General features: G+C 68.5%; 19 protein-coding genes and 3 tRNA genes. 7 read left to right on the forward strand and 15 right to left on the reverse strand.

The window, feature by feature from the left end; genetic code table 11:
- Positions 1–16 precede the first annotated feature (16 nt).
- From ACZ5KW_RS02730 to ACZ5KW_RS02755, 6 genes are read right to left on the reverse strand one after another with little or no spacing between them, the layout of a single operon-like run.
- Positions 17–436, reverse strand: coding sequence for a NusA-like transcription termination signal-binding factor (locus ACZ5KW_RS02730; protein WP_343779666.1), 420 nt, complete (start codon positions 434–436; stop codon positions 17–19).
- On the reverse strand, positions 436–1,650 hold the full coding sequence (gene rpoA2 / locus ACZ5KW_RS02735; protein WP_343779668.1) for a DNA-directed RNA polymerase subunit A'': 1,215 nt from the start codon (positions 1,648–1,650) through the stop codon (positions 436–438). The genes ACZ5KW_RS02730 and rpoA2 overlap by 1 nt, the downstream gene beginning before the upstream one ends.
- Positions 1,643–4,576: a DNA-directed RNA polymerase subunit A' gene (locus tag ACZ5KW_RS02740; protein ID WP_343779671.1), complete on the reverse strand. Its 2,934-nt coding sequence runs from the start codon at positions 4,574–4,576 to the stop codon at positions 1,643–1,645. Before ACZ5KW_RS02740 ends, rpoA2 begins: the two co-directional genes overlap by 8 nt.
- The gene (gene rpoB, locus ACZ5KW_RS02745) at positions 4,577–6,406 is read right to left on the reverse strand and encodes a DNA-directed RNA polymerase subunit B (RefSeq protein WP_343779673.1); all 1,830 of its coding nucleotides are present in this window, start codon (positions 6,404–6,406) and stop codon (positions 4,577–4,579) included.
- A 1-nt stretch (position 6,407) separates the two neighbouring features.
- Positions 6,408–7,973: a DNA-directed RNA polymerase subunit B'' gene (locus tag ACZ5KW_RS02750; RefSeq protein WP_343779676.1), complete on the reverse strand. Its 1,566-nt coding sequence runs from the start codon at positions 7,971–7,973 to the stop codon at positions 6,408–6,410.
- A complete protein-coding gene (locus ACZ5KW_RS02755; protein WP_343779678.1) occupies positions 7,970–8,200 on the reverse strand; it encodes a DNA-directed RNA polymerase subunit H in 231 nt (76 codons plus the stop codon). Before ACZ5KW_RS02755 ends, ACZ5KW_RS02750 begins: the two co-directional genes overlap by 4 nt.
- Positions 8,201–8,510: 310 nt before the next feature.
- Here ACZ5KW_RS02755 and ACZ5KW_RS02760 point away from each other — a divergent pair.
- Together ACZ5KW_RS02760 and ACZ5KW_RS02765 are read left to right on the forward strand one after the other, a co-directional pair.
- Positions 8,511–8,583: transfer RNA gene (locus ACZ5KW_RS02760), tRNA-Asp, on the forward strand.
- A 29-nt stretch (positions 8,584–8,612) separates the two neighbouring features.
- Positions 8,613–8,685: transfer RNA gene (locus tag ACZ5KW_RS02765), tRNA-Asp, on the forward strand.
- Between the two features lie 206 nt (positions 8,686–8,891).
- On the opposite strand, the gene ACZ5KW_RS02770 is transcribed toward ACZ5KW_RS02765, so the two are convergent.
- The 3 genes from ACZ5KW_RS02770 to ACZ5KW_RS02780 all read right to left on the reverse strand — a co-directional run bounded on the left by ACZ5KW_RS02770 (position 8,892) and on the right by ACZ5KW_RS02780 (position 11,889).
- Positions 8,892–9,896: a histone deacetylase family protein gene (locus ACZ5KW_RS02770; RefSeq protein ID WP_343779679.1), complete on the reverse strand. Its 1,005-nt coding sequence runs from the start codon at positions 9,894–9,896 to the stop codon at positions 8,892–8,894.
- On the reverse strand, positions 9,897–10,328 hold the full coding sequence (locus ACZ5KW_RS02775; RefSeq protein ID WP_343779680.1) for a histone family protein: 432 nt from the start codon (positions 10,326–10,328) through the stop codon (positions 9,897–9,899).
- Positions 10,329–10,407: 79 nt separating this feature from the next.
- Entirely contained in the window at positions 10,408–11,889 is a 1,482-nt protein-coding gene (locus ACZ5KW_RS02780; protein ID WP_343779681.1) for a single-stranded DNA binding protein, read from the reverse strand.
- Between the two features lie 249 nt (positions 11,890–12,138).
- Here ACZ5KW_RS02780 and ACZ5KW_RS02785 point away from each other — a divergent pair.
- Positions 12,139–12,211 (forward strand) — tRNA-Arg (locus ACZ5KW_RS02785).
- Positions 12,212–12,931: 720 nt separating this feature from the next.
- On the opposite strand, the gene ACZ5KW_RS02790 is transcribed toward ACZ5KW_RS02785, so the two are convergent.
- Positions 12,932–14,767: a cation:proton antiporter domain-containing protein gene (locus ACZ5KW_RS02790; protein WP_343779856.1), complete on the reverse strand. Its 1,836-nt coding sequence runs from the start codon at positions 14,765–14,767 to the stop codon at positions 12,932–12,934.
- A 234-nt stretch (positions 14,768–15,001) separates the two neighbouring features.
- Between ACZ5KW_RS02790 and ACZ5KW_RS02795 the strand changes: the two genes are divergently transcribed.
- Positions 15,002–15,688: a hypothetical protein gene (locus ACZ5KW_RS02795; RefSeq protein ID WP_371152796.1), complete on the forward strand. Its 687-nt coding sequence runs from the start codon at positions 15,002–15,004 to the stop codon at positions 15,686–15,688.
- 120 nt (positions 15,689–15,808) lie between these two features.
- On the opposite strand, the gene azf is transcribed toward ACZ5KW_RS02795, so the two are convergent.
- The 4 genes from azf to ACZ5KW_RS02815 form a co-directional block, all read right to left on the reverse strand.
- Positions 15,809–16,705, reverse strand: a complete 897-nt coding sequence (gene azf, locus ACZ5KW_RS02800) for an NAD-dependent glucose-6-phosphate dehydrogenase Azf (protein WP_343779683.1) — start codon at positions 16,703–16,705, stop codon at positions 15,809–15,811.
- Positions 16,706–16,793: 88 nt separating this feature from the next.
- A complete protein-coding gene (locus ACZ5KW_RS02805; protein ID WP_343779685.1) occupies positions 16,794–17,144 on the reverse strand; it encodes a cell division protein SepF in 351 nt (116 codons plus the stop codon).
- 47 nt (positions 17,145–17,191) lie between these two features.
- Positions 17,192–19,963 (reverse strand): DNA mismatch repair protein MutS, encoded by a 2,772-nt coding sequence (gene mutS / locus ACZ5KW_RS02810; RefSeq protein ID WP_343779687.1) that lies wholly within the window; start codon positions 19,961–19,963, stop codon positions 17,192–17,194.
- Between the two features lie 58 nt (positions 19,964–20,021).
- Entirely contained in the window at positions 20,022–20,570 is a 549-nt protein-coding gene (locus tag ACZ5KW_RS02815; protein WP_343779689.1) for a DUF7344 domain-containing protein, read from the reverse strand.
- Positions 20,571–20,774: 204 nt separating this feature from the next.
- On the opposite strand from ACZ5KW_RS02815, the gene ACZ5KW_RS02820 reads away from it, so the two are divergent.
- Positions 20,775–21,677 (forward strand): DUF8054 domain-containing protein, encoded by a 903-nt coding sequence (locus ACZ5KW_RS02820; RefSeq protein WP_343779690.1) that lies wholly within the window; start codon positions 20,775–20,777, stop codon positions 21,675–21,677.
- Between the two features lie 64 nt (positions 21,678–21,741).
- Here the strand turns inward: ACZ5KW_RS02820 and ACZ5KW_RS02825 are convergent, their stop codons facing one another.
- Entirely contained in the window at positions 21,742–22,272 is a 531-nt protein-coding gene (locus ACZ5KW_RS02825; protein WP_343779692.1) for a DUF7344 domain-containing protein, read from the reverse strand.
- Between the two features lie 394 nt (positions 22,273–22,666).
- Here ACZ5KW_RS02825 and ACZ5KW_RS02830 point away from each other — a divergent pair, with 394 nt between their 5' ends.
- On the forward strand, positions 22,667–24,142 hold the full coding sequence (locus ACZ5KW_RS02830) for a vWA domain-containing protein (protein WP_343779694.1): 1,476 nt from the start codon (positions 22,667–22,669) through the stop codon (positions 24,140–24,142).
- Positions 24,143–24,266: 124 nt separating this feature from the next.
- Positions 24,267–25,592: a choice-of-anchor W domain-containing protein gene (locus ACZ5KW_RS02835; protein ID WP_343779696.1), complete on the forward strand. Its 1,326-nt coding sequence runs from the start codon at positions 24,267–24,269 to the stop codon at positions 25,590–25,592.
- Positions 25,593–25,659 lie beyond the last annotated feature (67 nt).

Below are 25,659 nucleotides of genomic sequence, written 5' to 3' on the forward strand. Positions count from 1 at the left end.
GGGGCGGGTTCCGGCCTCAGGTCAGCTGGACATCGTCGACGTCGTGGTGTCGCTCCGCGAGCCGGCGGGCGGTCTCGATGTTGTCTCCGTCCGCACCGATGGCGACGCCGCGGTCCGCCTCGGGGACCTCGACGTACGCCACGCGGTCGTTCTGCTCCGAGACGGTGACGGCGTTGACCGCGGCTGGCGCGAGCGTGCTCGCGACGAACGCCTCGACGGTGTCGGCGTCCTCGACCAGTTCGATCGACATGCCGAGCCGCCGTTCGGCCTCCGCGACGGTCTCGCCGCCCTGTCCGATCGCGGCCGCCATCTCGCCGGCGGGCACCACGAACACGAGCCGGTCGCCCTCCACGAGGCAGTCGGTCGGCGTGACGCCGGTCAGCTCGTCGAACCGACCGATGTACCGCCGCGCCTCGTCGGAGAGCTCGACGTACATTAGTCGTCGCCCACGACGCGCGACCCCATCCGGAGGTCGACGTCGCCGGTCCCCATCGAGATGGGTTTCCCGGCGATGACGTTCTCGATGACGCCGTCGAGCTCGTCGTACTCGCCGTGGATCGCCGCGTCGAGCAGGTGGTTGACCGTCACCTCGAACGCCGCCCGCGCGAGCACCGAGTCCTTGTTGCCGGAGATGCCGTGCCGGCCGATCGACTCGATCTCGCCGTTGTTCGTCATGATGTCCGCGACGAGCATGAGGTGACGGACGTTCACGTCGTCGAGCCCCTGCTCTTCGAGCGTGTTCTTCGTCTCGTCGATGATCGTCTCGCGGGCCGCTTCGACGCCGAGGTTCCGGTAGATCTCGTGGATGTTGTTACACGTCGACCGGGAGGCGTCGACGCCCTCGATAGCGAGGGTGTCGCCGAACGCCGACCCCTCGGTGTAGAGGACGAACTCCTCGTCGCCGTCGAGCTCCTCTTTGCGGATGACGACGCGCTCGATCTCCTCGATCCCCTTGAAGACGATCTCGCGGAGCCGCTCGACGAGCTGGAGCAGCTCGCGGTAGCTCGGCTCGTTGGGGCCGAACTCGATCACGGTGCCCGCCTGCCGGGCGTCGACGCCGAGGGCGTCCTCGATCGTCTCCGTGATGATCTCCGCGATCTCGGTGGGGTCCGAGTGGGTCGGCCACCGCTCTAAGAGCGTGTCGTCGTTTAAGTCGATCCGGACCAGCATGTCGGCGACGTTCGTCGAGACGTCACCGAGCGCTAAGATCCGCGTGGCCTCGATCGACCAGACGACCTCGTGGGCCTTCTCGCGGTCGGTCGCGTACTCGCCGTCGAGGTAAACGGTCATCATCGGCGTGTCCGGCGTCTTCCGCGCGTCCACCAGCTCGATGAGCCGCGGCAGCCCCTGCGTGACGTCGATCTCTGCGACCCCCGCGTAGTGGAAGGTGTTCATCGTCATCTGCGTCCCGGGCTCGCCGATCGACTGCGCCGAGACGGTGCCGACGGGGTCGAGGGGGTCGACCCGCGTCTGCTCGTAGCGGTTCCGGACGCCCTCGACGATGTCGGTCGCCTGTTCGATGGTGACCTCACCGGCTTCCTCGCCCTTCCGGTCGAGGGCCTCGTACACCTTCGTCTTGAGTCGGCGGGGAAGCTCCGTCGCCTCCACGACCGCCTCCATGTCGTCGGTGACGTGGTCGTACTCAGTCATCCGACTCCACCTCCAGTTCGGAGGCCTTGTTCAGCCCCGGACCGGCGTGCTCCGAGAGGTTCGTCGGGGGTTCACGCTCCCCGAGGAACCGCTCTTTCTCCTCGTTCGACGCGAACTCGGCGTCGACGACGCGGTCGACGATGCCGTCGACGTCGATGCCGTTGTCGTCGCCGGAAGAGACTTTCACGGGCGAGGTGCCGTCCTCGCCGAACTCGAACTGAACGATCCGGCCCGAGGTGTCCCGGACCGTCCCGTCGTACTGCGCCTCCAGTTCGGAGAGCGCGTTGATGAGGCGCCGCTGGAGGTACCCGGACTTCGACGTCCGGACCGCCGTGTCGACGAGCCCCTCGCGGCCGCCCATCGCGTGGAAGAAGAACTCCTGTGGCGTGAGCCCGCCGCGATAGGAGTTCTCCACGAACCCGTGCGCCTCCGAGGAGAGGTCGTTCGGTCGGTAATGCGACAGCGTCCGGTCCTCGTAGCCGCGGTTGATCCGCTCGCCGCGAACCGCCTGCTGACCGACGGAACCGGCCATCTGCGTCAGGTTGAGCATCGAACCACGCGCGCCGGAACGGGCCATCACGACAGCCGGGTTGTCGTCGCCGAAGTGCTGGTCGGCGATCTCGCCGGCCGAGTCGCGGGCCTTCCCGAGCGTCTGCATGATCTTCATCTCCAGCGTCTCGTCGACGCCGCGGCCCGGCAGCGACTCCAGCTCGCCGGCCTCGTACGTCGATATCAGCTCTTGAACGCGGTCGTAGGCGCTCTCGATCGCGTCGTCGACCTGCTCTTCGGCCTCCGGCGGGATCGACTCGTCGTCGATCCCGATCGAGAACCCGAAGTTCATGATCGCGCGCATCGCCAGCGACGCGATCTCGTTGATGAACACGCGCGAACGCGTCTCGCCGTAGTCCTTCGTGAGGGTGTCGACGACCTCGCCGCCGAACGCGCCGACCGCGTCCTCGTCGATGGTCCCCTCGATCAGCTGTCCCCCTTCGATGACCACGTCGTCGCCGGCCGACGAAGTGAACGAGAGGTTCAGGTCGTCCGGAAGCAGCTCCGAGAACAGCGTCCGGCCGGTCCAGTACTCGCGGCCGTCGTCGTCGACGCCGTCCGCCTCGGGCAGCTCGTCGACGCGGGTCGCCCGGAGCAGGTCCAGCGCCTGCGTCTCCGAGAACTCGGGATTCGAGTGGGTGAGCAGGTAGGTCCCGGAGATGTGGTCCTGAATGGCACCGATGATGTTCCCGCCGAAGCGGGGGCTCAGGATCTGCTCTTGGACGCGCATGAGGACGCGCGCCTCGGCGCGCGCCTCCTCGTTCTGGAGCGCGTGCATGTTCATCTCGTCGCCGTCGAAGTCGGCGTTGTACGGCGGACAGACGACGGTGTTGAGCCGGAACGTCTTGTACGGCATCACCACGACCTCGTGGGCCATGATGGACATCCGGTGGAGCGACGGCTGCCGGTTGAAGATCACGATGTCGCCGTCCACGAGGTGTCGGTTCACCTCCCAGTCGGCCTCGACCTTCTCGGCGAGCTCCTCGCAGTTCTTCTCGGTCACCTTCAGCCGGCGACCGTCGGGACGGCGCACGTAGTTGGCACCGGGGTGCGCCTCCGGTCCGTTCCGGACGTACTGCCGCGCCTCGTCGACGTTCCGCTCCGTGACGTTGAGCGTCTGCGTCATCTCCTTGGCGACGCGGTCGGGGACGCCGACCTCGTTCAGCGAGAGCGTCGGGTCGGGCGAGATGACGGTCCGGGCAGAGAAGTTCACGCGCTTCCCGGAGAGAGAGCCGCGGAAGCGACCCTCCTTCCCCTTCAGGCGCTGGCTGAGCGTCTTCAGCGGGCGACCGGAGCGGTGTCGCGCCGGCGGCGTCCCGCTGATCTCGTTGTCGACGAACGTGGTGACGTGGTACTGGAGCAGTTCCCAGAGGTCCTCGATGATCAGCTGCGGAGCGCCCGCCTCGCGGTTCTCCATGAACCGCTGGTTGATCCGGATGATGTCGACCAGCTTGTGGGTGAGGTCGTCCTCGGAGCGCTGCCCGTTGTCCAGCGTGATCGAGGGACGGGTGGTGACCGGCGGCACCGGCAGCACCGTCAGGATCATCCACTCGGGTCGGGAGTGCTCGGAGTCGATGCCGAGGACCTCGAGGTCCTCGTCCGGGATGTCCTCGAACCAGTCGCGGATGTCCGAGGGCATCAGCTTGTTCATGTCCTCCTCGGTGAGGTCGACGCCGAGCGCCTTCTCGATGGCGCGGCGGTCCTCCTTGCGCGGGCGGAACTCGCCGGCCATGATGTCGTTGATCCGGTCGAGGGCGATGTCCGTCTTCTCGGCGAGCTCCTGGGGCGACGTGCCCGGATCGTCCTCCTCCTCGTCGGGCTGCATCGCGGCCGCGATGCGCTCGGAGTAGTCGCCCGAGAGCACGTCCTGGACCTCGTAGTACGTGGTCGGCTTCTCGTGTTTGATGTCCGCCTGCGGCTCGCCGCAGAACGGACAGGTCGACGCCTTCCGGGCCTGCCGCACGGCGGCCTTCAGCACGTCGTGTTCGTCGTCGCCGAGCTCCTTCGCGCGCTCGTAGCGCTCGCGGAACTCGTCGCGCTGTGCCTCGTCTAAGGCGAGCTTCCCGCACTCCCGGCACGTCGAGCGGAGCAGCCGTCGGATGAGCTTCGTGAAGCCCACGTGGATGACGGGGGCGGCGAGTTCGATGTGGCCGAAGTGGCCGTTACAGGAGCCGGAGTGGGAGCCGCAGGTCCGACACTCCAGACCGGGGTCGATGACGCCCAGCCGCGGGTCCATCAGCCCCATGTCGATCGGGTAACCGTCGTCGTCGTAGGTGTCGGCCGTGATCACCTTCGTGGCGGACATGTCCCGGTACGTTTCCGGGTCCATGAGGCCGAAGTCGATGCCGCCGAGCACTTTGGGTGTTTGTACTGACATTTAAATCGCGTCCTCCAGTTCGAGTTTCGGTCGGATGCCGAGCGCGATCATCTCGTCGAGCAGCAGCTTGAACGCGTAGCTGACCTCCAGCTCGTGGATGTCGTCCTCGTCGCCCGTCACCGGGTCGTACACGCGGCGCTGCTCGCGGTCCTCGACGGCGACGAGCCCGGTCTCCGCGGAGACGTGGACCGTCTCGGCGTCGGAGGACTCGAGCAGCCGCTCGTTGAGCACCATCGACGCGCCGTGGCCGATGATCGTGTCGCGCTCCATCTCGCCCACGCGCAGCCCGCCCTCGCGGGCGCGCCCCTCGGTCGGCTGGCGCGTGAGCACCTGGACCGGCCCGCGGGAACGGGCGTGGAGCTTGTTCGACACCATGTGGTACAGCTTGTGGTAGAAGATCGTTCCGACGAAGATCTCGGCGTCGATCTTCTCGCCGGTGACGCCGGAGTACATGACCTCCTTGCCGGAGGACTTGAATCCGTGCTCCTCCAGTCCGTCGCGGAGCTCGGACTCGTCTTCGCCCTGGAACGGCGTCCCGTCGACGCGGGAGCCGCGCAGCGAGCCGACCTTCCCGCCGAGCATCTCCAGCACGTGGCCGACCGTCATCCGCGACGGCAGCGCGTGGGGGTTGAGCACGAGGTCGGGGACCACGCCCTCCTCGGTGAAGGGCATGTCTTCCTGCGGCGCGAGGTGGCCGACGACGCCCTTCTGTCCGTGTCGGGACGCGAACTTGTCGCCCAGTTCGGGGACGCGCTGGTCGCGCACCTTCACCTTCGAGAGCTTCGACCCGTCCTCGCCTTCCATCAGCGTCACCGTGTCGACGACGCCCGACTCGCCCGAGCGCATCGTCACGCTGGTCTCGCGGCGCTTCTGCGGGGAGAGGCCGCCCATGTCGTCCGGCTCCTCGAGGAACCGCGGCGGGCTCGTCTTCCCGAGAAGCACCGAGGACTCGTCGACCCGCGTCTCGGGGTTGACGAGGCCGTCCTCGTCGAGGTGCGTGTAGGCGTCCTCACCGCGGGCGCCGCGGACGTCCTGTTCCGGGATCTCGAAGCGGTCCTCCTGACCGCCGGGGTAGCGGCGCTCCTCGCCCTCGTAGGTTCGGAAGAAGTGCGAGCGGGCGAGCGCGCGGTCGACGGAGCCCTGGTTCATCACCAGCGCGTCCTCGATGTTGAAGCCCTCGTAGGACATCACGGCGACGACGAAGTTCTGTGCGGCCGGCCGCTCGTCGAAGCTGATCTGTTCGGTCGTCTGCGTCTTCACCATCGCCAGCTGCGGGTAGTGAAGGAGGTGCTGCCGGGTGTCGGGCCGGATGCGGTAGTTGGCGGAGGGGAGCCCGAGCGACTGCTTCATCATCCCTGCGCCCATCGTGATCCGCGGGCTCGCGTTGTGCTCGGGGTACGGGATCATCCCCGCACCGATACCGAACACGAGCTGCGGGTCGATCTCGAGGTGCGTGTGGTCGTCGGACACGTCCTCCTCGTCGACCGCGACGAGGATGTCCTCCTCCTCCTCGGCGTCGATGAACTCGACGTAGCCGCGCTCGACGAGGTCCTCGAACTCGACTTCGCCGCGTTCGAGCGCCTCGATCTCCTCGTCGCCCAGCAGGGGCTCGCCGTTCTCGACGACGATGAGCGGACGGCGGGCTCGGCCCGCGTCCGCGTTGACGATGACCTCGCGGGTCCGGTCTTTCACCGAGACGTTCACCATTTCCGAGACGTCGCCGCGGCGGCGCGCCTCGCGGATCTGTTCGGCGAGCTCGTCCGGGTTCTCGTGGGTGCCCACGAGGCTCCCGTTGACGTACACCTTCGCTTCGCGTTCTGCTTGTGCCATGTTAGTCGTCCGCCGTCTGTCGTTCGACGCCCTCGATGCCGGGGATCCCCTCGACACCCATCGACGCCAGTTCTCGTTTCAGCCCCTGTTCGTCCTCGACCGTCTGTGACAGCTCCATCGCCTGCGCGAAGTTCTTCACCAGCCCGCAGTTCGGCCCCTCCGGCGTCTCGGAGGGACAGATGCGACCCCACTGGGTCGCGTGGAGGTCCCGCGCCTCGAAGTGCGGCTGCGACCGCGACAGCGGCGAGCGCAGGCGCCGGAGGTGCGAGAGCACGCCCATGTAGTCCGTCCGGTCGACGAGCTGTGAGACGCCCGAGCGGCCGCCGACCCAGTTCCCCGTCGCGATCGGGTGTTCGAGCCGCTCGGTCAGCACGTCCGAGCGGACGACCGTGTTGACCGTGAGCTGCCGGTTCCGCATGTTGGCGCGTTCGAGCTGGTACTTCACGTCGCGCGCCAGCTTGTTCAGCGCGGTGCGGAACAGGTCGCGCATGAGGTCGCCGGAGACCTTCAGGCGCTTGTTCGCGTAGTGGTCCTTGTCGTCGGCCTCCCGGCGGTCCAAGGCGAGCTCGAAGCACGCCTCGGCCATCCGACAGAGGTAGTACGCCTTGTTGATCCGCACGTCCTCCTCGTCGACGCCCTCCTCGTGGAGGTGCGGGAGGAGGTAGCGGTCGATGACGTAGTTCGCCCGCTTGAGCTGGTAGTTCTTGCCCTGGCCGGAGGCGACGCGCTCGCCGAGGGTCTCGATGGCGCCCTCGGTCGTCTGAACGTCGGCCTCCTCTAGGTTCTCCAGCATGAACTTCACGATCTCGGGGTCGTCCGAGACGCGGTGGACGATCTCTTCGTCGGATTCGAGTCCGAGCGCCCGAACGAGCGTCACGAAGTCGATAGAACCGGAGACCGAGGGGAACGAGACCTCGAGCAGTCCTTCGCGGTTGCGCTCGCAGAGCACGAGCGCGCGGTACCCGCGCCGCTGCGAGAACGTCTTCGCGACCTGGATCTCGTCGCCGTACTTCGAGTCGTACTCCGCGAGGATCTTGTTCGGTGCGAGGTCCTCCGAGGTCATCAGCACGCGCTCGGAGCCGTTGACGATGAAGTAGCCGCCGGGGTCGACGGGGTCCTCGCCGATGTCGATGAGCTCGTCGTCGGAGAAGCCGGCCATGTTACACTTGTCCGAGCCGACCATGATCGGCATCCGGCCGACCTTCGTCTCGGTCGTGTCGACGACCTGCTCGGGCTCGTCCTCGCCGCCGCGAACGATGGACATCTCCATGAACACGGGCGCCGAGTAAGTGATGTTACGAAGCCGCGCCTCCTGGGGGTAGAGCAGTTCCTCGGAGCCGTCGGCCTCGCGGACGCGCGGCGTGACCATCCGAACGTCGCCGAGTTCGACATAGACGGGCTCTTGGCCCTCCTTGTCGCCGATGTCGGTCTCGATCGTCTCCTTCTCGTCGACGACCTCCTGCATGCCGCGGTCCAGGAAGTTATTGAACGAGCGGAAGTGGTGCTCGGCGAGCCGTTCGTCTGAGAAATATTCGCGTGAAACCACGCGTCGGTCTTGCCTGTTCATGAGACGACTAGTCGGTACACGACCGCTTCGTCGGTCGTGCGGGAGTTTCGGACGATTTTCACCACGTCACCGACCTCGGCGTCGTCGGGGATCGCGGGATCTGTGCGCTTGATCTTCGGTAAGTCCGTCTTCTTCACGTCGTACTCCGCCAGGACCTCCTCGACGTCCTCGGGGTCGTCGAGGAGCACGTGGTCCGGGACGAGTTCGTGTTGGCTTACGTCTACCATGGGTGCTGGTGGTGGGGAGAAGCTATCACGAGATACTACAGAGACGTATATACGCCAGCGTCATAAGACTTGCCAAGCGCCGCCGTGCGCGGCTCACGGGCCGGGGCGTTCGACACTCCCACGCATGCGGGGTTCACACAAAAGGATACCGGACGGGAGGAGAGAGCCGGCGAAAATCGAGCGCACGCGACCGCTTCGAACGCCCGCGTCGTCAGCGCACCGAGTGACAGATTTCCCTGTCACCGACCCGCACCGTCGTCGGGGATGACAAGCCTTATTTGCCAGACAGGGGTACGAACTGACGCGACAAGCCCGGATGGTGTAGTGGCCCATCATACGACCCTGTCACGGTCGTGACGCGGGTTCAAATCCCGCTCCGGGCGTCCCCACGCTTCGGGGTTAGTCGCTGTTTGCCCGGATGGTGTAGTGGCCCATCATACGACCCTGTCACGGTCGTGACGCGGGTTCAAATCCCGCTCCGGGCGTTTTCGACGGACAACACGACGAGCGAAGCGAGCCGTTCGTCGAAAGCGTTCGCACGGGGATTTGAATCAGGGAGTGGAGCGAGCGAAGCGAGCGGAACGACTGGGGTTCAAATCCCGCTCCGGGCGTTTCTGTCGACGCCGACTGCGAGCGAGGAGCGACAGCGACGTGATGGCGGTGAACGAGTCGAACAGTGCGTTCGCCCGACTTACAAGTCGAGCTCCGCCCGCAGGTCGTCGACGATCGTCTCGGTCTTCTGGTCCGGTTCCTCGTCGGTCGCGACGGGGGTGCGGCCGTCGTACGTCTCGTGAACCATGGAAACGCCCTCGGCGAGCGTGTCGAGGCCGTAGCCGCCTTCGAGAACGTACGCGTCGGCGGCGCCGGCCTCGTCCGCGAGCGTCCGGATGCGGTCGGTCAACAGCGCGTACCCCTCCGAGGAGACGCGCATCCGCGAGATGGGGTCGTGGCGGTGCGCGTCGAACCCCGCAGAGACGAGCAGCAGATCGGGGTCGAACCGCTCGATCGCCGGGGCGACCGCCTCGTCGACGGCGTACAGGTAGTCGGCGTCGCCGGCGCCGGCGGCCAGCGGGAGGTTCACGGTCGTTCCCGTCCCGTCCCCGTCGCCGGTCTCGTCGAGTTCGCCCGTGTCGGGGTAGAGGCCGTCCTCGTGTATCGACGCGTACAGCACGTCGCCGCGCTCGTAGAAGATGTCCTGCGTGCCGTTCCCGTGGTGGACGTCCCAGTCGAAGATCGCGACGCGGTCCGCGAGGTCCCCGTCGAGGGCCGTCTGGGCCGCGACCGCCGCGTTGTTGAAAAAGCAGAACCCCATCGCGTTGTCGGTGACCGCGTGATGGCCCGGCGGGCGGCCGATCGCGAACGGCGTCTGCCGCCCGGTCGAGCCCTCGATGGCCTCGCGGGCCGCCCACTGGGCGAGCCCCGCCGAGGTGAGCGCCGCGTCCCACGTGCCGTCGCTGGCGACGGTGTCGGGGTCCCAACTGCCGCCGCCGTCCGCCACGAACGACTCCAGTTCGTCGACGTAGTCGGGGTCGTGGACCGCCGTGACCGCCGACTTCTCGGCGGCGTCCGCCTCGACGTACTCGACGCCGTGTCGCTTCGTGAGACCGCGACGGATGGCGCGGAGCCGGTCCGGGTTTTCCGGGTGTCGTTCGCCGGTGTCGTGGTCGAGACACCGCTCGCTGTAGCCGAACCGCATCTACTCGAAGAGCGCGAAGTACGTTTCGATGTCCTCGGCCTGTACTGTGCGTCGGTCTGCGTGGCGGGCAAGCGTCGCGGCCGCGCTCGCGACGTTGTTGGCGTAATCCTCCAGGATGTCGGCGAGCGCGATCCGCGCGTCGACACCGACGCGGTAGCTGTCGTCGATCCGAAGCCGAGCGATCCGGTCGATTGGCGCGACCGGTAGCGTGAGGTCCCCGCGGGCCACGACCTGCTCGACGCCGAAGTCGGCCGCCATCAGCGTCTTCCGGCCGTCGTCGGTCGCTCGCTCCGCGGCGGCGACGGCCAGTTCCGCGCCGTGCGATTGGATCCGGCGAGCCAACTCCTCCGCGGCGTCCGCGCTGACGCGGAGTTCCCCCGCGTTCCGCCGGATGATCCCGTCCACCGGCGCGAACGGCAACTCGACACTCATACACACAGACGCGTCCGTGTATCGTATAACGCTTTCCGTTACCCGCATCGCCGCCGGAACCGGCCGGAGAGGAGATCGGTCAGAAGACGTCGTCGGCGTCGATGGTCCCGTCGCGCTCCGGGCCGCGAACGGTTATCTCCTCGCCGAGCCGGAGGCTCGCGTCGGTGTCGACCGTCCTCGTCTGCTGGCCGTCGTCGAGTACGACCGGGTCGCCCGTCTGGACCACGGTGCCGGTGAACTCGACGGCCTCGGTCGACTGCTCCGCCGTCGCGGCCGCGGCACCGCCGCCGTCGCTCTCGTCGCCGCCGGCCTCGCCGGCGACCGCTTCCGCGGCCGCCTTCTTTCCGTCCTCGGCGAAGGCGCCGAGCCCGGTGTCGTTCGCGTCTCGCTCCTCGCTTCCGGCGTCGTCGCCTGAACCCGCCGCCCCGCTCGCGGCGCCGACCGACGCGTCGCTTCCCTCGTCGAGGACGGACACGGTCGACCGCCAGTTCGCGGACGCCTCTAAGTCGTCCTGCCAGCCGTCCTGAATCTCCACGTCAGTGAAGACGACGCGGTCGGCCAGATCGATCTCGCGGTCGGCCTTGTCGCCCCACAGCGCGACGCGGATCTCGCCGGTCTCGTCTTTGATCCGGACGTTCCGGACCTGCCCTTCGCTGCCGTCGTCGCGGTCGAACGTCCGCTTCGGGTCGGTCTCGATGACGCCGCCGCCGATGTCGACGGTCTGGTCGATCTCGAGGTCGGCGATGTCGGTGGTCTCCGGGACGTACTCGACGTCCTCGTCGACGCGTTCGACCGTCCCGCGGTCGCCGACGTGAAGTTCCAAGTCGCCGTCGCGCTCGCGGACGTAGCCGTCGCCGACCTCGACGACCTCGCCGGCCGCGAACTCCTCGGCGAGGTCCGCCTTGGCGTCCCAGAGGGTGACGCGGACGCGACCCGTCTCGTCGCCGAGGGTGAGGTTGGCGACTCGCCCCTCGCTGCCGTCGTCGCGGTCGAACGTCCGGATCGAGTCGGTGTCGAGCACCTGTCCGACGAGGTCGACGTCGGACGCGCCGAGCGTGAGGTCCTCGACGCGGTAGGTGTCGAGCACCTGGACGTCGACCTCGGCGTCCTCGTCGGGCTCGACCTTGTCGGCGCTCACTTCGAGGCCGCTGTACCCCTCTTTGGGGCGACCCATGATCCTGAGCACCTGTCCGACTTCCAGCTGCTCTTCGGCGGCCGTCGCCATCTCGTCCCACAGCGCGACCCGCACCGAGCCGGACGCGTCCGCGACGTCGACGTTACACACGCGCCCCTCGTCGGCCTCTTCGTCGTCGCGCTCGAAGGTCTTGATCTCGCCGATGGCAGTCACCTTGCCGAGGAACTTCACCTCGTTCATCCCGGGCTCGATGTCGGCGATGGTGTCGGCCTGCTCGTCGCGCAGTTCGTGTGCGATGAGCATCGCGGCGGTCTCCTCGTCCGCGAGCCCACCCATCTGCTCGACTTTGTCCTCGACCGCGGCCTCGAACTCCTCGAACTCGACGTCGGTGTCGAGATCCTCGTACACCTCCTCTATAGCTCCCATACGCGTACCCCCGTTGTCGACGAATTCGCGCATAAGCGTTGCCGTTGCCCGGAGGTCGCGCCGGGATCCGAACGGTCCGCGGAGCGACCGACCGGGGGCGCGGTCGCGGCTCGAAGGCGTCTCATAGGCGTTCATGGGTCCCGTCGATACAAAAGGTGTTCATCCTGCGCCGGCGGGTGCGTGCGGACCGCAGGCACGCGGCCGCCGGACCGTAACCGTCTTATGTTCTACCGCGGTACGTGGAGATGAGTCCTGGTAGGGTAGTGGACTATCCTCTTGGCTTGCGGAGCCAGGGACCGGAGTTCAAATCTCCGTCAGGACGTTTCTTTCAGCACAATGCTGTGAGCGTAGCGAGCAGCCGTGCTGAAAGAAACGACGCGGAGATTTGAGCAGGAACGTCGCAGCGGCCGAGCGCAGCGAGGCCGACCGTCGTTCCGAGTTCAAATCTCCGTCAGGACGCTCACTTTGCGGCTGTCTCACTTCGTTCGACGGCCGCTGCGTTCGGTCCTGACGTGCCCTGCGCTCGCTCGTTCGCGGCTTCGCCGCTCACTGTCGAGGGCTCCCTTCGGTCGCCCTCGCACCGCTCGCGTCGGACTCCGTCAGGACTTTTTTGATTACAGTCTCGCGTCGGTTGCGACCGGTGTGTAGGTCCTACGCAACACGTTCAATGGTACTTTGTTCTGCGGTGGCGCGCGCCTGCGAGCGGCCGCCACCGGCGGCCGCGAGGAGCGCGTGCGAGGGAGTCAGTCGCCCGGAGCAACGCGGAGGGCGACTGACGAGGATGGGGAGGTGTGAGGCTGCGGTGCTGTGCGGTCGGGGGGACTCGGAGGGGCAGTCGCGAGGGCGAAGGCGCGCGAAGCAAGGACCGCAAGGAGGGAGCGTCAGCGACCGACTGAGGACCGCAGCGAGCGCACCGAGCCCTCGCGGCTGGGGCTTTGGCGGTGTTCGCCGCGCCATCGTCGGTGATTTCCGAACGGTCCAATTGCGGTCCATCGGCCACGATCTACCCTCCGCAGACGGTCCGGTCGACATAGTTCACGTCTTAATCGTGCGGGTGGAACCGGTCCATCGCGCGGCGGACCGCGTCGCTGGTGCCGATAAACGTCACGTGATCGCCGGTTTCGAGGACGCTGTCCGCGGACGGGACGTGGTTCTCGCCGTCGCGGCTCAAGACGGCGACGAAGCAGCCGTCGGGGATCTCCGCGTTGAGTTCGCGGATGGTCCGCCCCGCGAGTTCCGACGACGTCACCTCGACCTCTTGGACGTCGTGGTTGTCGCCGAGTTCGTTCATCCAGTGGGTGAGCGCCGGGCGTTCGATCTCGTCGTCGATGGCGACCGCGGTCGCCGTCGACGCGTCGATGGCGGTGACGCCGATGCTGTCGAAGGCGTCGATGTTGGCCGGGTCCGTCACCCGCGAGTACACCGACTCGACGTCGAACTTGGTGATCGCGAGCTGACACGCGAGGAGGTTGATGTCGTCGTCGGCCGTCGTGGTGATGAACCGCTTGGCGTCTTCGATGTCCACCTCCCGAAGCGACTCCGTGTCGCTGCCGTCGCCCTCGTAGACGGTGAACCCGTCCGCCCGCGCCCGCTCGACGACGTCCGGATCCGCCTCGAGGATGACGACGTACTCGCCCCTGTTCTCCAGTCGCGTGGCGAGCGCCTGACCGACGCGGCCCCCGCCGATGATTATTGTGCGCATTGGTGACACTCCGAGGAACGCTCCGATCTGTCGCGCGAGCCCCGCCTCGACGATGACCGTCGCGAAGATGACCGCGAACACCGTCCCGACGAGCAGTTCGCCGGCCGCGATGCTACCAGCGAGTTCCAGCTCGATGGCGAACAGCGTCGCCACGCTCGCCGGGATTATCCCACGGGGCCCGACGCTCGCGATGAACAGCCGCTCCGGACGCGTGAACCGCTCGACGCCGACGGTGGCGAGGAACGCCCCGAGCGGCCGGAGGACGAGCATGATGACGGCGACGATCGCGACCACGCCGACCCCGAGGCCGGCGATCGCCTCGACGTCGATCAGCGCGGCGAGCGAGATGAACACGAACGACAAGACGATCGTGGTCGTGTTCTGCGCGAAGCGCTCGATCTCCTCGCGGTTGTCCAGATCGAGGTTCCCGAGGAGGATGCCGCTCGTCGCCGCCGCCGCGATGCCCGCCTCGGCGGCGACCGCCTCGGCGCCCGCGAACGAGCCGATCGCGGCCGCCAGCACGAGGAACTGCGACGCCTGTACGTCGCGTTCGGGGACGAAGTCGCTGTCCAACAGGTAGTAGATGATGATGGTGGCGAGCAGTCCGGCGGCGACTCCGACGCCGAACCGCTGGAGGAACGAGGCCACCGTCGCGGGCACGCCGAGGTCGTCGAGCAGCAGCGTCTCGAAGATGACGACTGCGACGATCGCCGCGGTCACGTCGTTGACGATCCCCTCCGTCTCTAAGGCGGTCGCGACGTGGTCTCGCACCCGGACCACGTTGAGGATCGGGGTGATCACGGTCGGACCGGTCGCCACCAACAGCGCCCCGATCAGGAGCGCGATCTCCCACGTGCCGTCGGTGAACGCGCGGACCGCCGCCGCGGTCCCGACGAACATCACGAGGGCGCTGACGGTCACCAGCCGAAGGGACACCGTGGACGCGCGTCGGATCCGATCGATCCGGAGCGCGAACGCCCCCTCGAAGACGATGATCGCGACGCTGAGTCCGACGATGATCTCCAGCCCCTCCCCGAACGTCTCCAGCGTCACGATCCCCAACAGCTCCGGGCCCAACAGCACGCCGATCGCGAGATAGAAGATGACGCTCGGGACCTGGAGCCGGTGAGCGAGCAGCTGGACGGCGAGCCCAGACACGAGTATCGCCGCGATCACCGGGAGGAGGCTACTGGACACGTCTGCTACCGATACGCACTCTACCCTCTTAGTGTACGGGTAGAAAAGGCAAAGCGAGGGGGACAGCTCCGCGACTCGGCGGGCAGAGGCACGGCCAGTCTCCGTTCGTGGCCGCGTTCTATCCGTGGTCGCGTTCGGCTCGTGGCCGCGTTCTATCCGCGGTCGCGCCCGTCGAACTCGTCACTTATCAGTCGCCGTCACCGACCGAGAGGCGTGACCGATCGCGACCGCAGTGATCGCGACGACCGAAGCGACGGTGACTCCGAGGGGGGCGCGCACGCGCCCGATCCGGCCGCGCTCGCCGCCGGTGCCGCGCTGTTCAACGAGGGGCACCCGCTCGCGGCGCGCGACGTCTGGGAGACGGCGGGCCAGTCGCTCGACGGGACCGACGCGGAGCGACTGCTCCGTGGACTGGCCGCGACCGCGGCGGCGACGTACCGTGCGGCCGACGGTGCGGACGGCGACGCCGACGAGGCGGCCGAGTACGCGAAGACCGCCGTCGCCTCGCTGGAGGGCGTTTCCGACTCGCACGGAGTGCGGCTGGCGCCCGTCCGAGAGTGGGTGGATCGCCTAGCCACGGCTCCCGAGAACGCGGCCGAAGGACAGAAGCCCCGGATCGACGTCGACGGCGAACCCCCGCGTTTCGACGGGCTGTCGCTCGACGCGGCGGGGGTCGCGGCGCCGGCGCTGGCGAGGGCGGGCGAGCCCGGTGACGCGGCGACGCTCGCGGCCGCGGCGGAGTTCGCGGCGGCGGAGCGAGGGACCGGTCGGAGTCGGTTCGCCGAACTCCTGTTCGCGTACCTTCGCACGCCCGAGACCCGGCCGCAGGTGGCCGCGCGGCTCGGCGATCACGTCGCGATCGAGGAGCGGAAGCGGCGCGACGTCGACGACCTGTTCTAGCCGAGCGGATCGGACATCGGGCCGGCAGGCGTCGAGCCGGACTGGTGTCGATGCGGACGGGCGTCGATTCGGACGGGCGTCGATTCGGACAGGCGTCGATTCGGACGGGCGTCGAGCCGATCAGGCGCCGTCGCTCGGCGCGTCGGGGTCGGTGGGAAAGTTCGGTTCGGCGGGCGTGTCGTCCGTCGTCACGTCGGGGTCGTCGACGTACTCCCCGTCGGTATCGGAGTCGCCGTCGTCCTTGGGTTTCCCCTCGAAGGTGTAGTCCGCGGAGTTGTCGGCGGGGTCGTAGCCGAGCGCCTCGCGCGCCCGTTCGAGCGAGTAGTACCGTCGGTCGTTGTTCGAGATGCCGTAGACGACCTCGTAGTCGTAGTCGGCCCGGAGGCAGCGGTCGAACAGGTGCGCGCAGTCGCGGTGGGATAGCCACATCGCCTGGCCGCGCTCGTACTCGCGGGGCGGGTGATCGCGAGTGAGGTTGCCGATGCGGACGCAGACGACGCTCATCCCGAACTCGTCGTGGTAGAAGCGCCCGAGGGACTCGCCGGCCGCCTTCGAGACGCCGTAGAGGTTTCCCGGCCGCGGGAGCTCGGTGCCGTCGAGCCGGTAGTCGTCGTCCGGGCGGTACAGGTCGGGAGTGCGGTCCTCCGTCTCGTAGCCGCCGACGGCGTGGTTCGAGGAGGCGAACGCGAACCGCTCGACGCCGGCCTCGGCGGCGGCGCGCATCACGACCTGCGCCCCGTCGATGTTGTTCCGGAGGACGGAGTCCCACGGCGCCGTCTTCCGGGGGTCGCCGGCGAGGTGGATCACCGCGCCGACGTCGGCGACCGCCTCGCGGACGGCGCGCTCGTCGGTGATGTCGGCGACGTACCGGTCGGCGTCGGTGACCCCGGCGGGCACCTTCGCGGCCGGGAGGGGTTCCCGGTCGAGGAGCCGCCACTCGTAGTCGTCGCCGATGCCGCGGAGGATGGCCTGTCCCACCCGTCCGCCGGCGCCCGTCAACAGGACCGGCTCGTCCATTCGACTGTACGTGGGCGAGAGAACGGCATATATGACACGGTTCGGCCGGGTACGCCCCGATCCGCCCCAAAATCGGGGGCGGCGAGGGTTACAGCTTCTGACGCGAGACCTTCACGCCGGTGGGCGTGACGATGATCTGGTCGTCGCCCTTCTGGACGATGTCGCCGTCGACCTCCTGGACGACCTGGCGGAGCTCGTCGTAGACGTGTTCTATCGTTCGGTCCGACGTGGAGTGCCGGGTGATGTCGGCGATGACGAAGTCGCCGTCGTAGACGGCGTCTTTGATCGGGATGATGTCGCTCTGGTCGCCGATCTCGGCGAAGTGTACCTGAACGCCCGTCTCCGCGTGCGCGTCGGCGAAGTCGTCCGTGTCGAGCTCGACGTAGTCGTCGACGGAGCGGCTCCCGCCCCCGCCGAGGATCTTGCTCATGATGCCCATACACACCACACGACGAGGTCAGACATTAGTTCTTACGTCAGACGCACTCACTCCAGCCGGTCCTGCCACTCCTGAACGCGGGAGAGCAGTTCCACCGGGGTCGTCTCGGCGACGTCGACGCCGGAGAGTTCCTCGATCACCGCCCGCGTCTCCGGGTCGAGTCGCGCCCCGGCCTCCGAGCCGGCGGCGGCGCCCGACTCCGAATCTGCCGGGGCGGCCCGGGACTCCGGCTCGGCCGCGGTCCCGCCGCGGTTCGGGGTCGCGGGCGACTCGCCGTCGGAACGACTCCCTTCTCCGCCCGCGAACGACCCGGACGAGAGGTCGAACACGACCTGCTGAGTGCCGCGGTCGCCGTCCGCGCCCGCCGCGCCGCCGGTTCCGCCGCCGCGCGATCCGCCCCGGGCCTCGATCGCCTTCTCCTCGCGGAGCCGGTCGAGGACCTCGTCGGCGCGGGAGACCACGGGGTCGGGGACGCCCGCGAGGTCGGCGACGTGGACGCCGTACGATCGATTCGTCGGGCCGTCCCGAACGGTTCGGAGGAACGTCACCTCGCCGTCGCGCTCGTCGACGGCGACGTGAACGTTCGCCACGCGCGGCAGGTGGTCCGCAAGCGTCGTCAGCTCGTGGTAGTGGGTCGCGAAGAGGGTCCGGGCGCGCACCTCGTTGTGGAGGTACTCGGTCGCCGCCCACGCGATGGAGATGCCGTCGTAGGTGGCGGTGCCGCGGCCGACCTCGTCTAAGATGACCAGCGAGTCCTCGGTCGCTGAGTGGAGGATGTTCGACAGCTCCTGCATCTCGACCATGAACGTCGACCGGCCCTGCGCAAGTTCGTCGAGCGCACCGACGCGGGTGTAGATGCCGTCGACGAGCCCGACCTCGGCGGCGCGCGCGGGGACGAACGAGCCGGCCTGCGCGAGCAGCTGGATCAGCGCGGCCTGGCGCATGTACGTCGATTTCCCGCTCATGTTCGGGCCGGTGACGATCAGGAAGCCGCGGTCCTCGTCGAGCCGGAGGTCGTTCGGCACGAAGTCGGTCGTGCCCTCGACGACGGGGTGTCTCCCGGCCTCCACGTCGAGCCTGCGCTCGTCGGTGAGGGTCGGGCGCGTCCAGTCGTTGCGGGCGGCGTGGGTCGCGAGCGAGGCGAGCGCGTCGAGTTCGGCGACCGCCCGCCCGGCGTCCTGGAGCAGTTCGGCGCGCTCGGCGACCCGCTCGCGGAGCTCCTCGAACAGCTCGTACTCCAGTTCGCCGCGGGCCTCCTCCAGTCGGAGGACCTCCCGCTCCTTCTCCGTCAGTTCGTCGGTGACGAACCGCTTGGAGTTCTTCAGCGTCTTGATCTCGCGGTAGCCCTCGGGCACCTGGTCGGCGACCGACTTGCCGACCTGGATGTAGTAGCCGTCCGTCTTGTTGCGGTCGACCGTGACGTGGCTGAGCCCGTGGGCGCGCTTCTCGCGCTCGGCGAGCCCGTCGAGCCACGACTTCACGGACTCGTGGCGCTCGATCAGCTCGTCGAGCTCCGCGTCGTACCCCCGCTTGAGCAGCCCGCCGCCGGTCTTCGCCTTCGGCGGGTCCTCGGCGAGCGCGTCGGCGAGTTCGGCGCGGAGGTCGGCCGCGCGCTCGCGGTCGACGCCGCCGAGCACGGCGGCCGCGGGCGAGTCGGCGAGCGGCGTGCCCTCGACGGCGTCCGCGAGCGCCGGGAGCAGCGCGAGCGTGTCCTGAACCGAGAGGAGCTCTCGCGCACCCGCGCTCCCGCTCGTCGTCCGCGCCGCGAGCCGTTCGAGGTCGTACGCGTCACCGAGGATCTCGCGGATCCGATCGCGCGCGAGCGCCGCCGACGCGAGCGCCTCGACCGCGTCGTGGCGGGCCGTGAGCGCCTCGCGGTCGCGGCGCGGGCGCGTGAGCCACTCGCGGAGCAGCCGGCCGCCGGCGGCCGTGACGGTGTGGTCGACGGTGTCGAACAGCGAGCCGTCGGCGTCGCCCCGCATCGTCTCGGTGATCTCGAGGTTGCGCTGCGTCGTCGCGTCGACGGCGACGCGGTCGGTGTCTCGGTAGGCGGTGAGGCGGGTCATCGACGCCAACACGCCCGCGCCGGTCTCCTCGACGTACGAGAGGACCGCGCCCGCGGCGCGGACGGCGAGCGCCGAGTCGAGCCCCACGCTGTCGGTCGTCTCGCGGCCGAACTGCTCGCGGACCGCGTGACGGGCGCGGCCGGCCGCGAACGCCTCCGCGTCGAACGCCGTCACGCGCCCCGAGAGGTCCTCGCGGACCGCTCCGAGGAGGGCGTCGTCGTTGCGGACGGCGGGGCCGGGGAGCACCTCCGCCGGGTCGAACCGGTAGAGTTCGGCGCGCAGGTCGCCCCCGTCGTCGACGGTCGTGGCGAGGAAGCGCCCGGTGGTCACGTCGGCGAACGCGACCCCGTAGGGGCCGTCGGCGTCGGAATCTGTGCCTTCCTCGCTGACCACGGCGGCGAGGTAGCGCGCGTCGTCGTCGCTCGTTTCGAGGACGGTCCCCGGCGTGACGACGCGGACGATTTCGCGGGCGTGGTCGCCGGCGTCGGTCTCGTACTGGTCGGCGACCGCGACCCGGTAGCCGCGCTCGACCAAGGCGTTCACGTACGGCGTCAGCTCCGAGAGCGGCACGCCCGCCATCGGGTACGACGAGCCGTGGGAGGACTTCTGCGAGACCGACAGATCGAGCTCGTCGGCGACCAGCTCGGCGTCGTCCGCGAAGAACTCGTAGAAGTCGCCGCACTGCATCGCGAGGACGTCCGCGTCCGTCTCCGCCTTGAGATCGAGGAACTCCCCGACGATCCCCGTTGCCATATGTCCGTACACCGGCCACCGGCGCGTAAAACCCTGCGGGTGTCGGACCGAGCCGACGCTATCCGACCCGGTTGCGACGCGTCACCGTTCGATGGACCAGCCCGGAGACGCCGAACACCAGCGCGAACAGCGCCGCGTACGCGTACCCGGAGACCGCGTCGAACGGAACGGTCCCGGCCCAGGCCGCCGCCGCCAGCAGTCCGCAGACGACCGCGAGCCCGACGTAGTACTCGCTCCAGAGGATCTCGTTCTCGGAGACGACCTCGAGGTACACGTCCAGTTGCCGGCTCTCGTCGGTGAGCGAGACGATCCCGCGGTCGGACTCGTAGTCGATGAACCCGCTCGACGCCAGCTTCGGGAGATGCGACTGGTGAAGGGCGGTGTAGACGCGTTTGCGCTGTTTGTACGTCACCTCGGGGATCTCGAGGTCGTTCTCCCACGCCGCCAGCTGCTCGGCGATGTCCCTGACGCGGGCGTCGTCGCCGTTCCGTTTCAGGTACGTGATCACGTTCCGCCGACGTCGGTTGCTCAGCGCGGTGAACACTTCGTCGCGAGACGGCCCCTCCTCGTCCGGTACCCGCGAGGGCGTCTTGAGTTGAAGCGTCATGGGGACCTCATGTGAGTAATCAATACGTTAATTGACACCGATGAACATATCATTTTCTATAATTTTTAACGAGATGCGTTCGGCGTGATATACCGGAATTCGCGCTCTCCGGGGGCCGGGGAGCGTCCACCGGGAGATCTCCGCGACCGGTTACCGGGCGGTAGGACCTCCATACATACGATCGTTCGGCGCGAACTACCGGCCATGTCTACGTCACACGACACCAAGGCGTCGGACCTGCCGGCGGAACGCGCCGGCCGCCGACCGCTGGACCGCCTCCGCCGACCCGAGTACACCGGCGCGAACCGCTGTCTGCCCTGTACGACCGTCAACGTCGCCGTCGCCGCCGGCGCGGCGCTCGCCGCGGGCAGACTGGTCGGCCCGGGCTTCGGCGCGGGGGTCTCCCTCGTCTCGCTCGCCGCGATCTGGCTCCGGGGCTACCTGATCCCGGGCACGCCCGAACTCACGAAGCGGTACCTCCCGGAACGCGTCCTCGCGCTGTTCGGCAAGGCGCCCGACGGGACGGGCCGGGGCGGGCGTCCGGCGGGCGACGTCGACCCGGAGGCGTACCTCCTCGACGCCGGTATCCTCGTCGAGGATCCGGCCGGCGACGACTTCGCGTTCGCGGCCGACTTCGCCGCGGCGTGGCGTGCGGCGGTACACCGCGACGGCAGCGCGCCCGACGGCGACGCGAGCGCGGGCGCGGAAGACGACATCGAGGCGCTCGCGGGGCTCACCGGCCTCGACCGCGACGCGCTGTCGATCGACTGGCGCGGGGGCGTGGGGTTCGCGTACGCCGACGACGAGCTGATCGGCAGCTGGGAGTCCCGCGCGGCGTTCCGGGCGGACGCGGCGGCCGACCGCGTGCTGACGGCGACGCGGAGCGACTGGCCGGACCTCCCGCTCGCGGACCGGAGCGCGACGCTCGGCGCGCTTCGGCTGTTCGTCGCGGAGTGCCCGAGCTGCGAGGGCGACGTGGGGCTCGAAGAGCGCGTCGTCGAGTCCTGCTGTTCCAGCTACGACGTCGTCGCCGGCCGCTGTGCGGGCTGTGACGAGCGGCTGTTCGAACTTCGGCTGCCCGATTCGCTCGCGGCTGCCGCCGAATAGGCGGGACCGGCGGCTCGGACGGGAGAGCGGAGTGCGACTGAAAAGACGTCTTTTTCGACCCGAGTCACCGCGGCCGCAGCTGTCGCAGCACCGAGAAGCGGTTGACCCACAGCTGAACGGCGCTCGCGGCGGCGAAGGCGCCGAGCGCGAGGCTGGTCCAGAGGACCGGGTCGACGGCCGAGACAAGCGGAACGTCGAGGAGCGCGGCGAGCACGACGAGCAGCGACGCCACCGCGAGCGCGCGGTAGATTTCCGACCACGTCGCGCCTCCGGGCGCCAGTACCTCCGTGTACAGGCCGAGGTCGCGCGCACGGCGTGAGAGTTCGATGGTCCGTGACCCGCGGTCGTAGGTGACGACGCCCGCGGCCTCCAGTTTCGGGAGGTGCGTCTGGACCAGCGAGGTGTAGACGCTCTCGCGAGAGCGCTTCGGCGGCGGGCTCTCGCCCGTTTCGTGGCGAGCGACGAGCGTGGAGAGCTCGTTGACCGAGACCGTGCCACCGGTCAAGCGGAGCTGTTCGATCGCGTGCCGTCGGCGCTCGTTGGCGAGGATCGCGTACACCTGTTCGGCCGGAAGCACGTCGTTGCGGAGTTTCATGGAATAGGATCCGGGCGGCCGCGCTCGGCGGCGCCCAAGTTCTGTCCCCCACTGCGTCAGACGGGAGTATATGTATGGGCTCGCTACCCCGATGGCCCGCCGATCGAGCCGCGAAAGTACGCGGTCCCTGTCGGATTCGGCCCGACAAGTACGGTCTTCGTGCCGCCTCCGGAGGCGGTGGTACGGGGCTCATACCGGCCCTAACGCCCGGAGTAGGGTCGCCGGACCGCCGGTCGAACTGAGCCTTTGACCCGCGGCGTGAGACGTTCTATCGCGTGGAATCGGCCGTTCGACGGTGACGTGGGAGCGCGTAACTACGTCGGTATCTCTCGGAGGGGGAAGTAACCGATTCGGTCAGCCTAGCGCGGACGGGGGGCGGGTCGGGGGAGAAACCATGAGCCAGGATACAAACGACACAATCGGACTCTCGCGGCGCAAGATGCTCGCCGGCCTCGGTGCCGTCGGCGTCGCGTCCGCGGGCGCGGGACTCGGTACCACGGCGTACTTCAACGACACCGAGTCGTTCGAGGGCAACACCCTCACCGCGGGCGAGCTGGACCTGAAGCTGGACTACAAGTCGACGTACCTCGGCGGCCCCGGCCGCCTGGACGACATTCGGGCGATGGGATACGGCCCGAATGACAATTTCTTAGCGCAGGACCTCGGCGACGGGCAGTACCTGATCGGACAGGCGCCCGCGCCTGCGGCCCTACAGGAGTGGGAGGACCTCGTCCAGGGCGAGGAGTTCCCGTTCTGTTCGCCCGAAGCTGATGAGCACCTCGTCAACGGCAGCGGGATCCCGGTGTTCACGCTCGACGACGTGAAGCCCGGCGACTCCGGCGAAGTCACCATCAGCATTCACATCTGTGACAACCCCGCGTTCCTCTACCTCTCGGGCGAGCTGACCGAGAACGCGGAGAACGGGCAGAGCGAGCCCGAGATGGAAGACGAGGGCGAGGACACCGACGGCATCGGCGAGCTCGCCGACGCCATCGAGGTCTGCGTCTGGTACGACGAGGACTGCGACAACGTGTACGAGCCCACGGGGACGGGCCAGCAGCAGGAGCTGGAGGTCGCGCTGGTTAGCGACGTCTCCGGCTCGATGAGCCAGGAGATCGGTGACCTACAGACCGCCGCGAAGGACTTCGTGGACAACCTTTCGAACCCCGACGAGGCGGCGGCCATCTCGTTCTCGAACGGCGCGAGCCTCGACCAGGGACTCACGACGAACTACCAAGCGGTCAAGGACGCCATCGACCAGTACACCGCGGGCGGCGGAACGGACATGGGCCAGGGGATCACCACCGGCTCCACCGAACTCCTGTCCGGCGCGAACGCGACGGCCGGCGCATCGAAGGTGATGATCGTCCTCACCGACGGCCAGCCGTCCAGCACCAGCGCCGCGACGAGCGCCGCGACAGCGGCGAAGGACGCGGGCATCCGCATCTTCACCATCGCACTCGGCGCGGGCGCCGCGACGTCCTTCCTCGAGAACAACATCGCGACCAGTCCCGACGACGCGTTCATCGCGCCCGACCCGGCCGACCTCGACACCGTCTACGCCGAGATCGCGCAGATCGTCCTCGCGGGCGAACAGAAGATCCTCGAAGGGTCGATGGCGGAGGTCTTCGCGGAACTGGCCGAGGGCGTCGCGCTCGACGGTAACCGCCAAGAGGAGGGTCGCCAGCCGTACCCCGGCGCGACCACCCAGTGCATCGGCTTCGAGTGGACGCTCCCGGCGGAGGTCGGCAACGAGATCCAGACCGACTCGGTCATGTTCGACATCGGCCTCTACGCCGAGCAGTCGCGGCACAACGACGACCCGCAGGTGACGTTCAACGGGACGGAGGCGAACAGCACCAGCGTGTAACGCCGCGGAGCAACGCAGTCACTCCGGACGACGAGACACGTCCGGTTCCCGGTTCGGCGCCTTCGGGCGGCCGACGCGGCGGCTCGCGACCGCCGCCGGGAGTTCCCTTCGGGGATGATACACAATGAACGACGACACAATCGGACTATCGCGGCGCAAGATGCTGGTGGGACTCGGTGCGGTCGGCGTGGCTTCCGCGGGCGCGGGACTGGGAACGACGGCGTACTTCAACGACACCGAGACGTTCGAGAACAACACGCTGACGGCGGGCTCGCTCGACCTGTTCGTCGACTACGAGGCCTCGTACGACAGCGACGGCGCGGTACAGAACATGGCGGACATGGCGAGCGGCACGCAGGACGGCGAGCCCGCCGGGATGTTCTACGACCTCGACGACGTCAAGCCCGGCGACTCCGGCGAGGTGAAGTTCTGCTTCCGTATCGTGGACAACCCCTCGTACATGTGGGCGTGCGGTGACCTCTCGCAGGCGGAGAACGGCATCAACGAACCCGAGTCGGCCGTCGACGACACGCCCGACCTCGGCGAGCTCGGCGACTCGATCGTTGCGAGTCTCGCCTACTGTGACGAGGACGGCGAACCGCTCGCGGACGGGGAGATCGTCTCCGGCTCGCTCGTCGACGTCATCGCGGCAATCTCCAGCGGCGCGGCCCTCGACGGCGACGGGACGGCCGGCCTCGTTCCCGGCGAGCAGGCGGAGTACGCCGACGTGGTCGAGCCCGACGAGGGCGAGGCGTTCATCACCGGCCCCTGTGTGTGCCTCTCGTGGGAAATCCCGACGAGCGTCGGCAACGAGATCCAGTCGGACTCGCTGACGATGAACTTCGAGTTCCACGCGGTCCAGTCGCGCCACAACGACGGCACGGCAAACCCGTGCGTCCCGTCTATCACGACCCGGACCGGCGAGGGCTTCGCCAAGCAGCAGGAGTTCGCTACCGAGCAGGAGACCTCCTTCGCTCGCGGGCGTTTCGGTGACAACGGCCCCTCGGGCGCGTGGGAAGTCGCGGTCGGCCCCGACGTCGGCAGCGCTGACCTCGCGAACTACGTCTGGACGCCCGGGGACACCGTTCCGTTCAGCTACTCGTACGACGGGAGCGGCAACGCCTCGTTCACCCTCGACGGCGTGACCGTCGCGAGCGGGATCCCCGCCCCGAGCGGGAAGCTGGCCATCACGACGAAGGCCGACGAGGCGACCGTTTCGGTCGCGAACCTCGCGCTCGACCTCGACGGTACCGCGGTCACCCTCAGCGGTCCCGACGCGGTCTCGGCGACGAACGACGGCTCCGGCCGCGAGGTCACCTACCTCGCGTTCGACACCGACGCGGCGGACGTCGCGAACGCGTTCGCGATCACCGGCGACGTGACCGTCGACGTACAGGGCGACTACTCCGGCAGCGACGAGGGCGTCGCGTTCGACATCAGCGTCGAGTAATCGCTCTCGGCGCTCGCGCGCCGACGGTGACCACTCCCACACTGGCGTTCGACGGTTCGACTCCGTC

The organism is Halorubrum ejinorense (assembly GCF_055389685.1).

What these genes read in the sequence shown, in the direction of transcription:
- ACZ5KW_RS02730 (WP_343779666.1), bottom strand. Translation starts at nt 436, where the DNA reads ATGTACGTCGAGCTCTCCGACGAGGCGCGGCGGTACATCGGTCGGTTC.
- rpoA2 (WP_343779668.1), bottom strand. Translation starts at nt 1,650, where the DNA reads ATGACTGAGTACGACCACGTCACCGACGACATGGAGGCGGTCGTGGAG.
- ACZ5KW_RS02740 (WP_343779671.1), bottom strand. Translation starts at nt 4,576, where the DNA reads ATGTCAGTACAAACACCCAAAGTGCTCGGCGGCATCGACTTCGGCCTC.
- rpoB (WP_343779673.1), bottom strand. Translation starts at nt 6,406, where the DNA reads ATGGCACAAGCAGAACGCGAAGCGAAGGTGTACGTCAACGGGAGCCTC.
- ACZ5KW_RS02750 (WP_343779676.1), bottom strand. Translation starts at nt 7,973, where the DNA reads ATGAACAGGCAAGACCGACGCGTGGTTTCACGCGAATATTTCTCAGAC.
- ACZ5KW_RS02755 (WP_343779678.1), bottom strand. Translation starts at nt 8,200, where the DNA reads ATGGTAGACGTAAGCCAACACGAACTCGTCCCGGACCACGTGCTCCTC.
- ACZ5KW_RS02770 (WP_343779679.1), bottom strand. Translation starts at nt 9,896, where the DNA reads ATGCGGTTCGGCTACAGCGAGCGGTGTCTCGACCACGACACCGGCGAA.
- ACZ5KW_RS02775 (WP_343779680.1), bottom strand. Translation starts at nt 10,328, where the DNA reads ATGAGTGTCGAGTTGCCGTTCGCGCCGGTGGACGGGATCATCCGGCGG.
- ACZ5KW_RS02780 (WP_343779681.1), bottom strand. Translation starts at nt 11,889, where the DNA reads ATGGGAGCTATAGAGGAGGTGTACGAGGATCTCGACACCGACGTCGAG.
- azf (WP_343779683.1), bottom strand. Translation starts at nt 16,705, where the DNA reads ATGGACGAGCCGGTCCTGTTGACGGGCGCCGGCGGACGGGTGGGACAG.
- ACZ5KW_RS02805 (WP_343779685.1), bottom strand. Translation starts at nt 17,144, where the DNA reads ATGGGCATCATGAGCAAGATCCTCGGCGGGGGCGGGAGCCGCTCCGTC.
- mutS (WP_343779687.1), bottom strand. Translation starts at nt 19,963, where the DNA reads ATGGCAACGGGGATCGTCGGGGAGTTCCTCGATCTCAAGGCGGAGACG.
- ACZ5KW_RS02815 (WP_343779689.1), bottom strand. Translation starts at nt 20,570, where the DNA reads ATGACGCTTCAACTCAAGACGCCCTCGCGGGTACCGGACGAGGAGGGG.
- ACZ5KW_RS02820 (WP_343779690.1), top strand. Translation starts at nt 20,775, where the DNA reads ATGTCTACGTCACACGACACCAAGGCGTCGGACCTGCCGGCGGAACGC.
- ACZ5KW_RS02825 (WP_343779692.1), bottom strand. Translation starts at nt 22,272, where the DNA reads ATGAAACTCCGCAACGACGTGCTTCCGGCCGAACAGGTGTACGCGATC.
- ACZ5KW_RS02830 (WP_343779694.1), top strand. Translation starts at nt 22,667, where the DNA reads ATGAGCCAGGATACAAACGACACAATCGGACTCTCGCGGCGCAAGATG.
- ACZ5KW_RS02835 (WP_343779696.1), top strand. Translation starts at nt 24,267, where the DNA reads ATGAACGACGACACAATCGGACTATCGCGGCGCAAGATGCTGGTGGGA.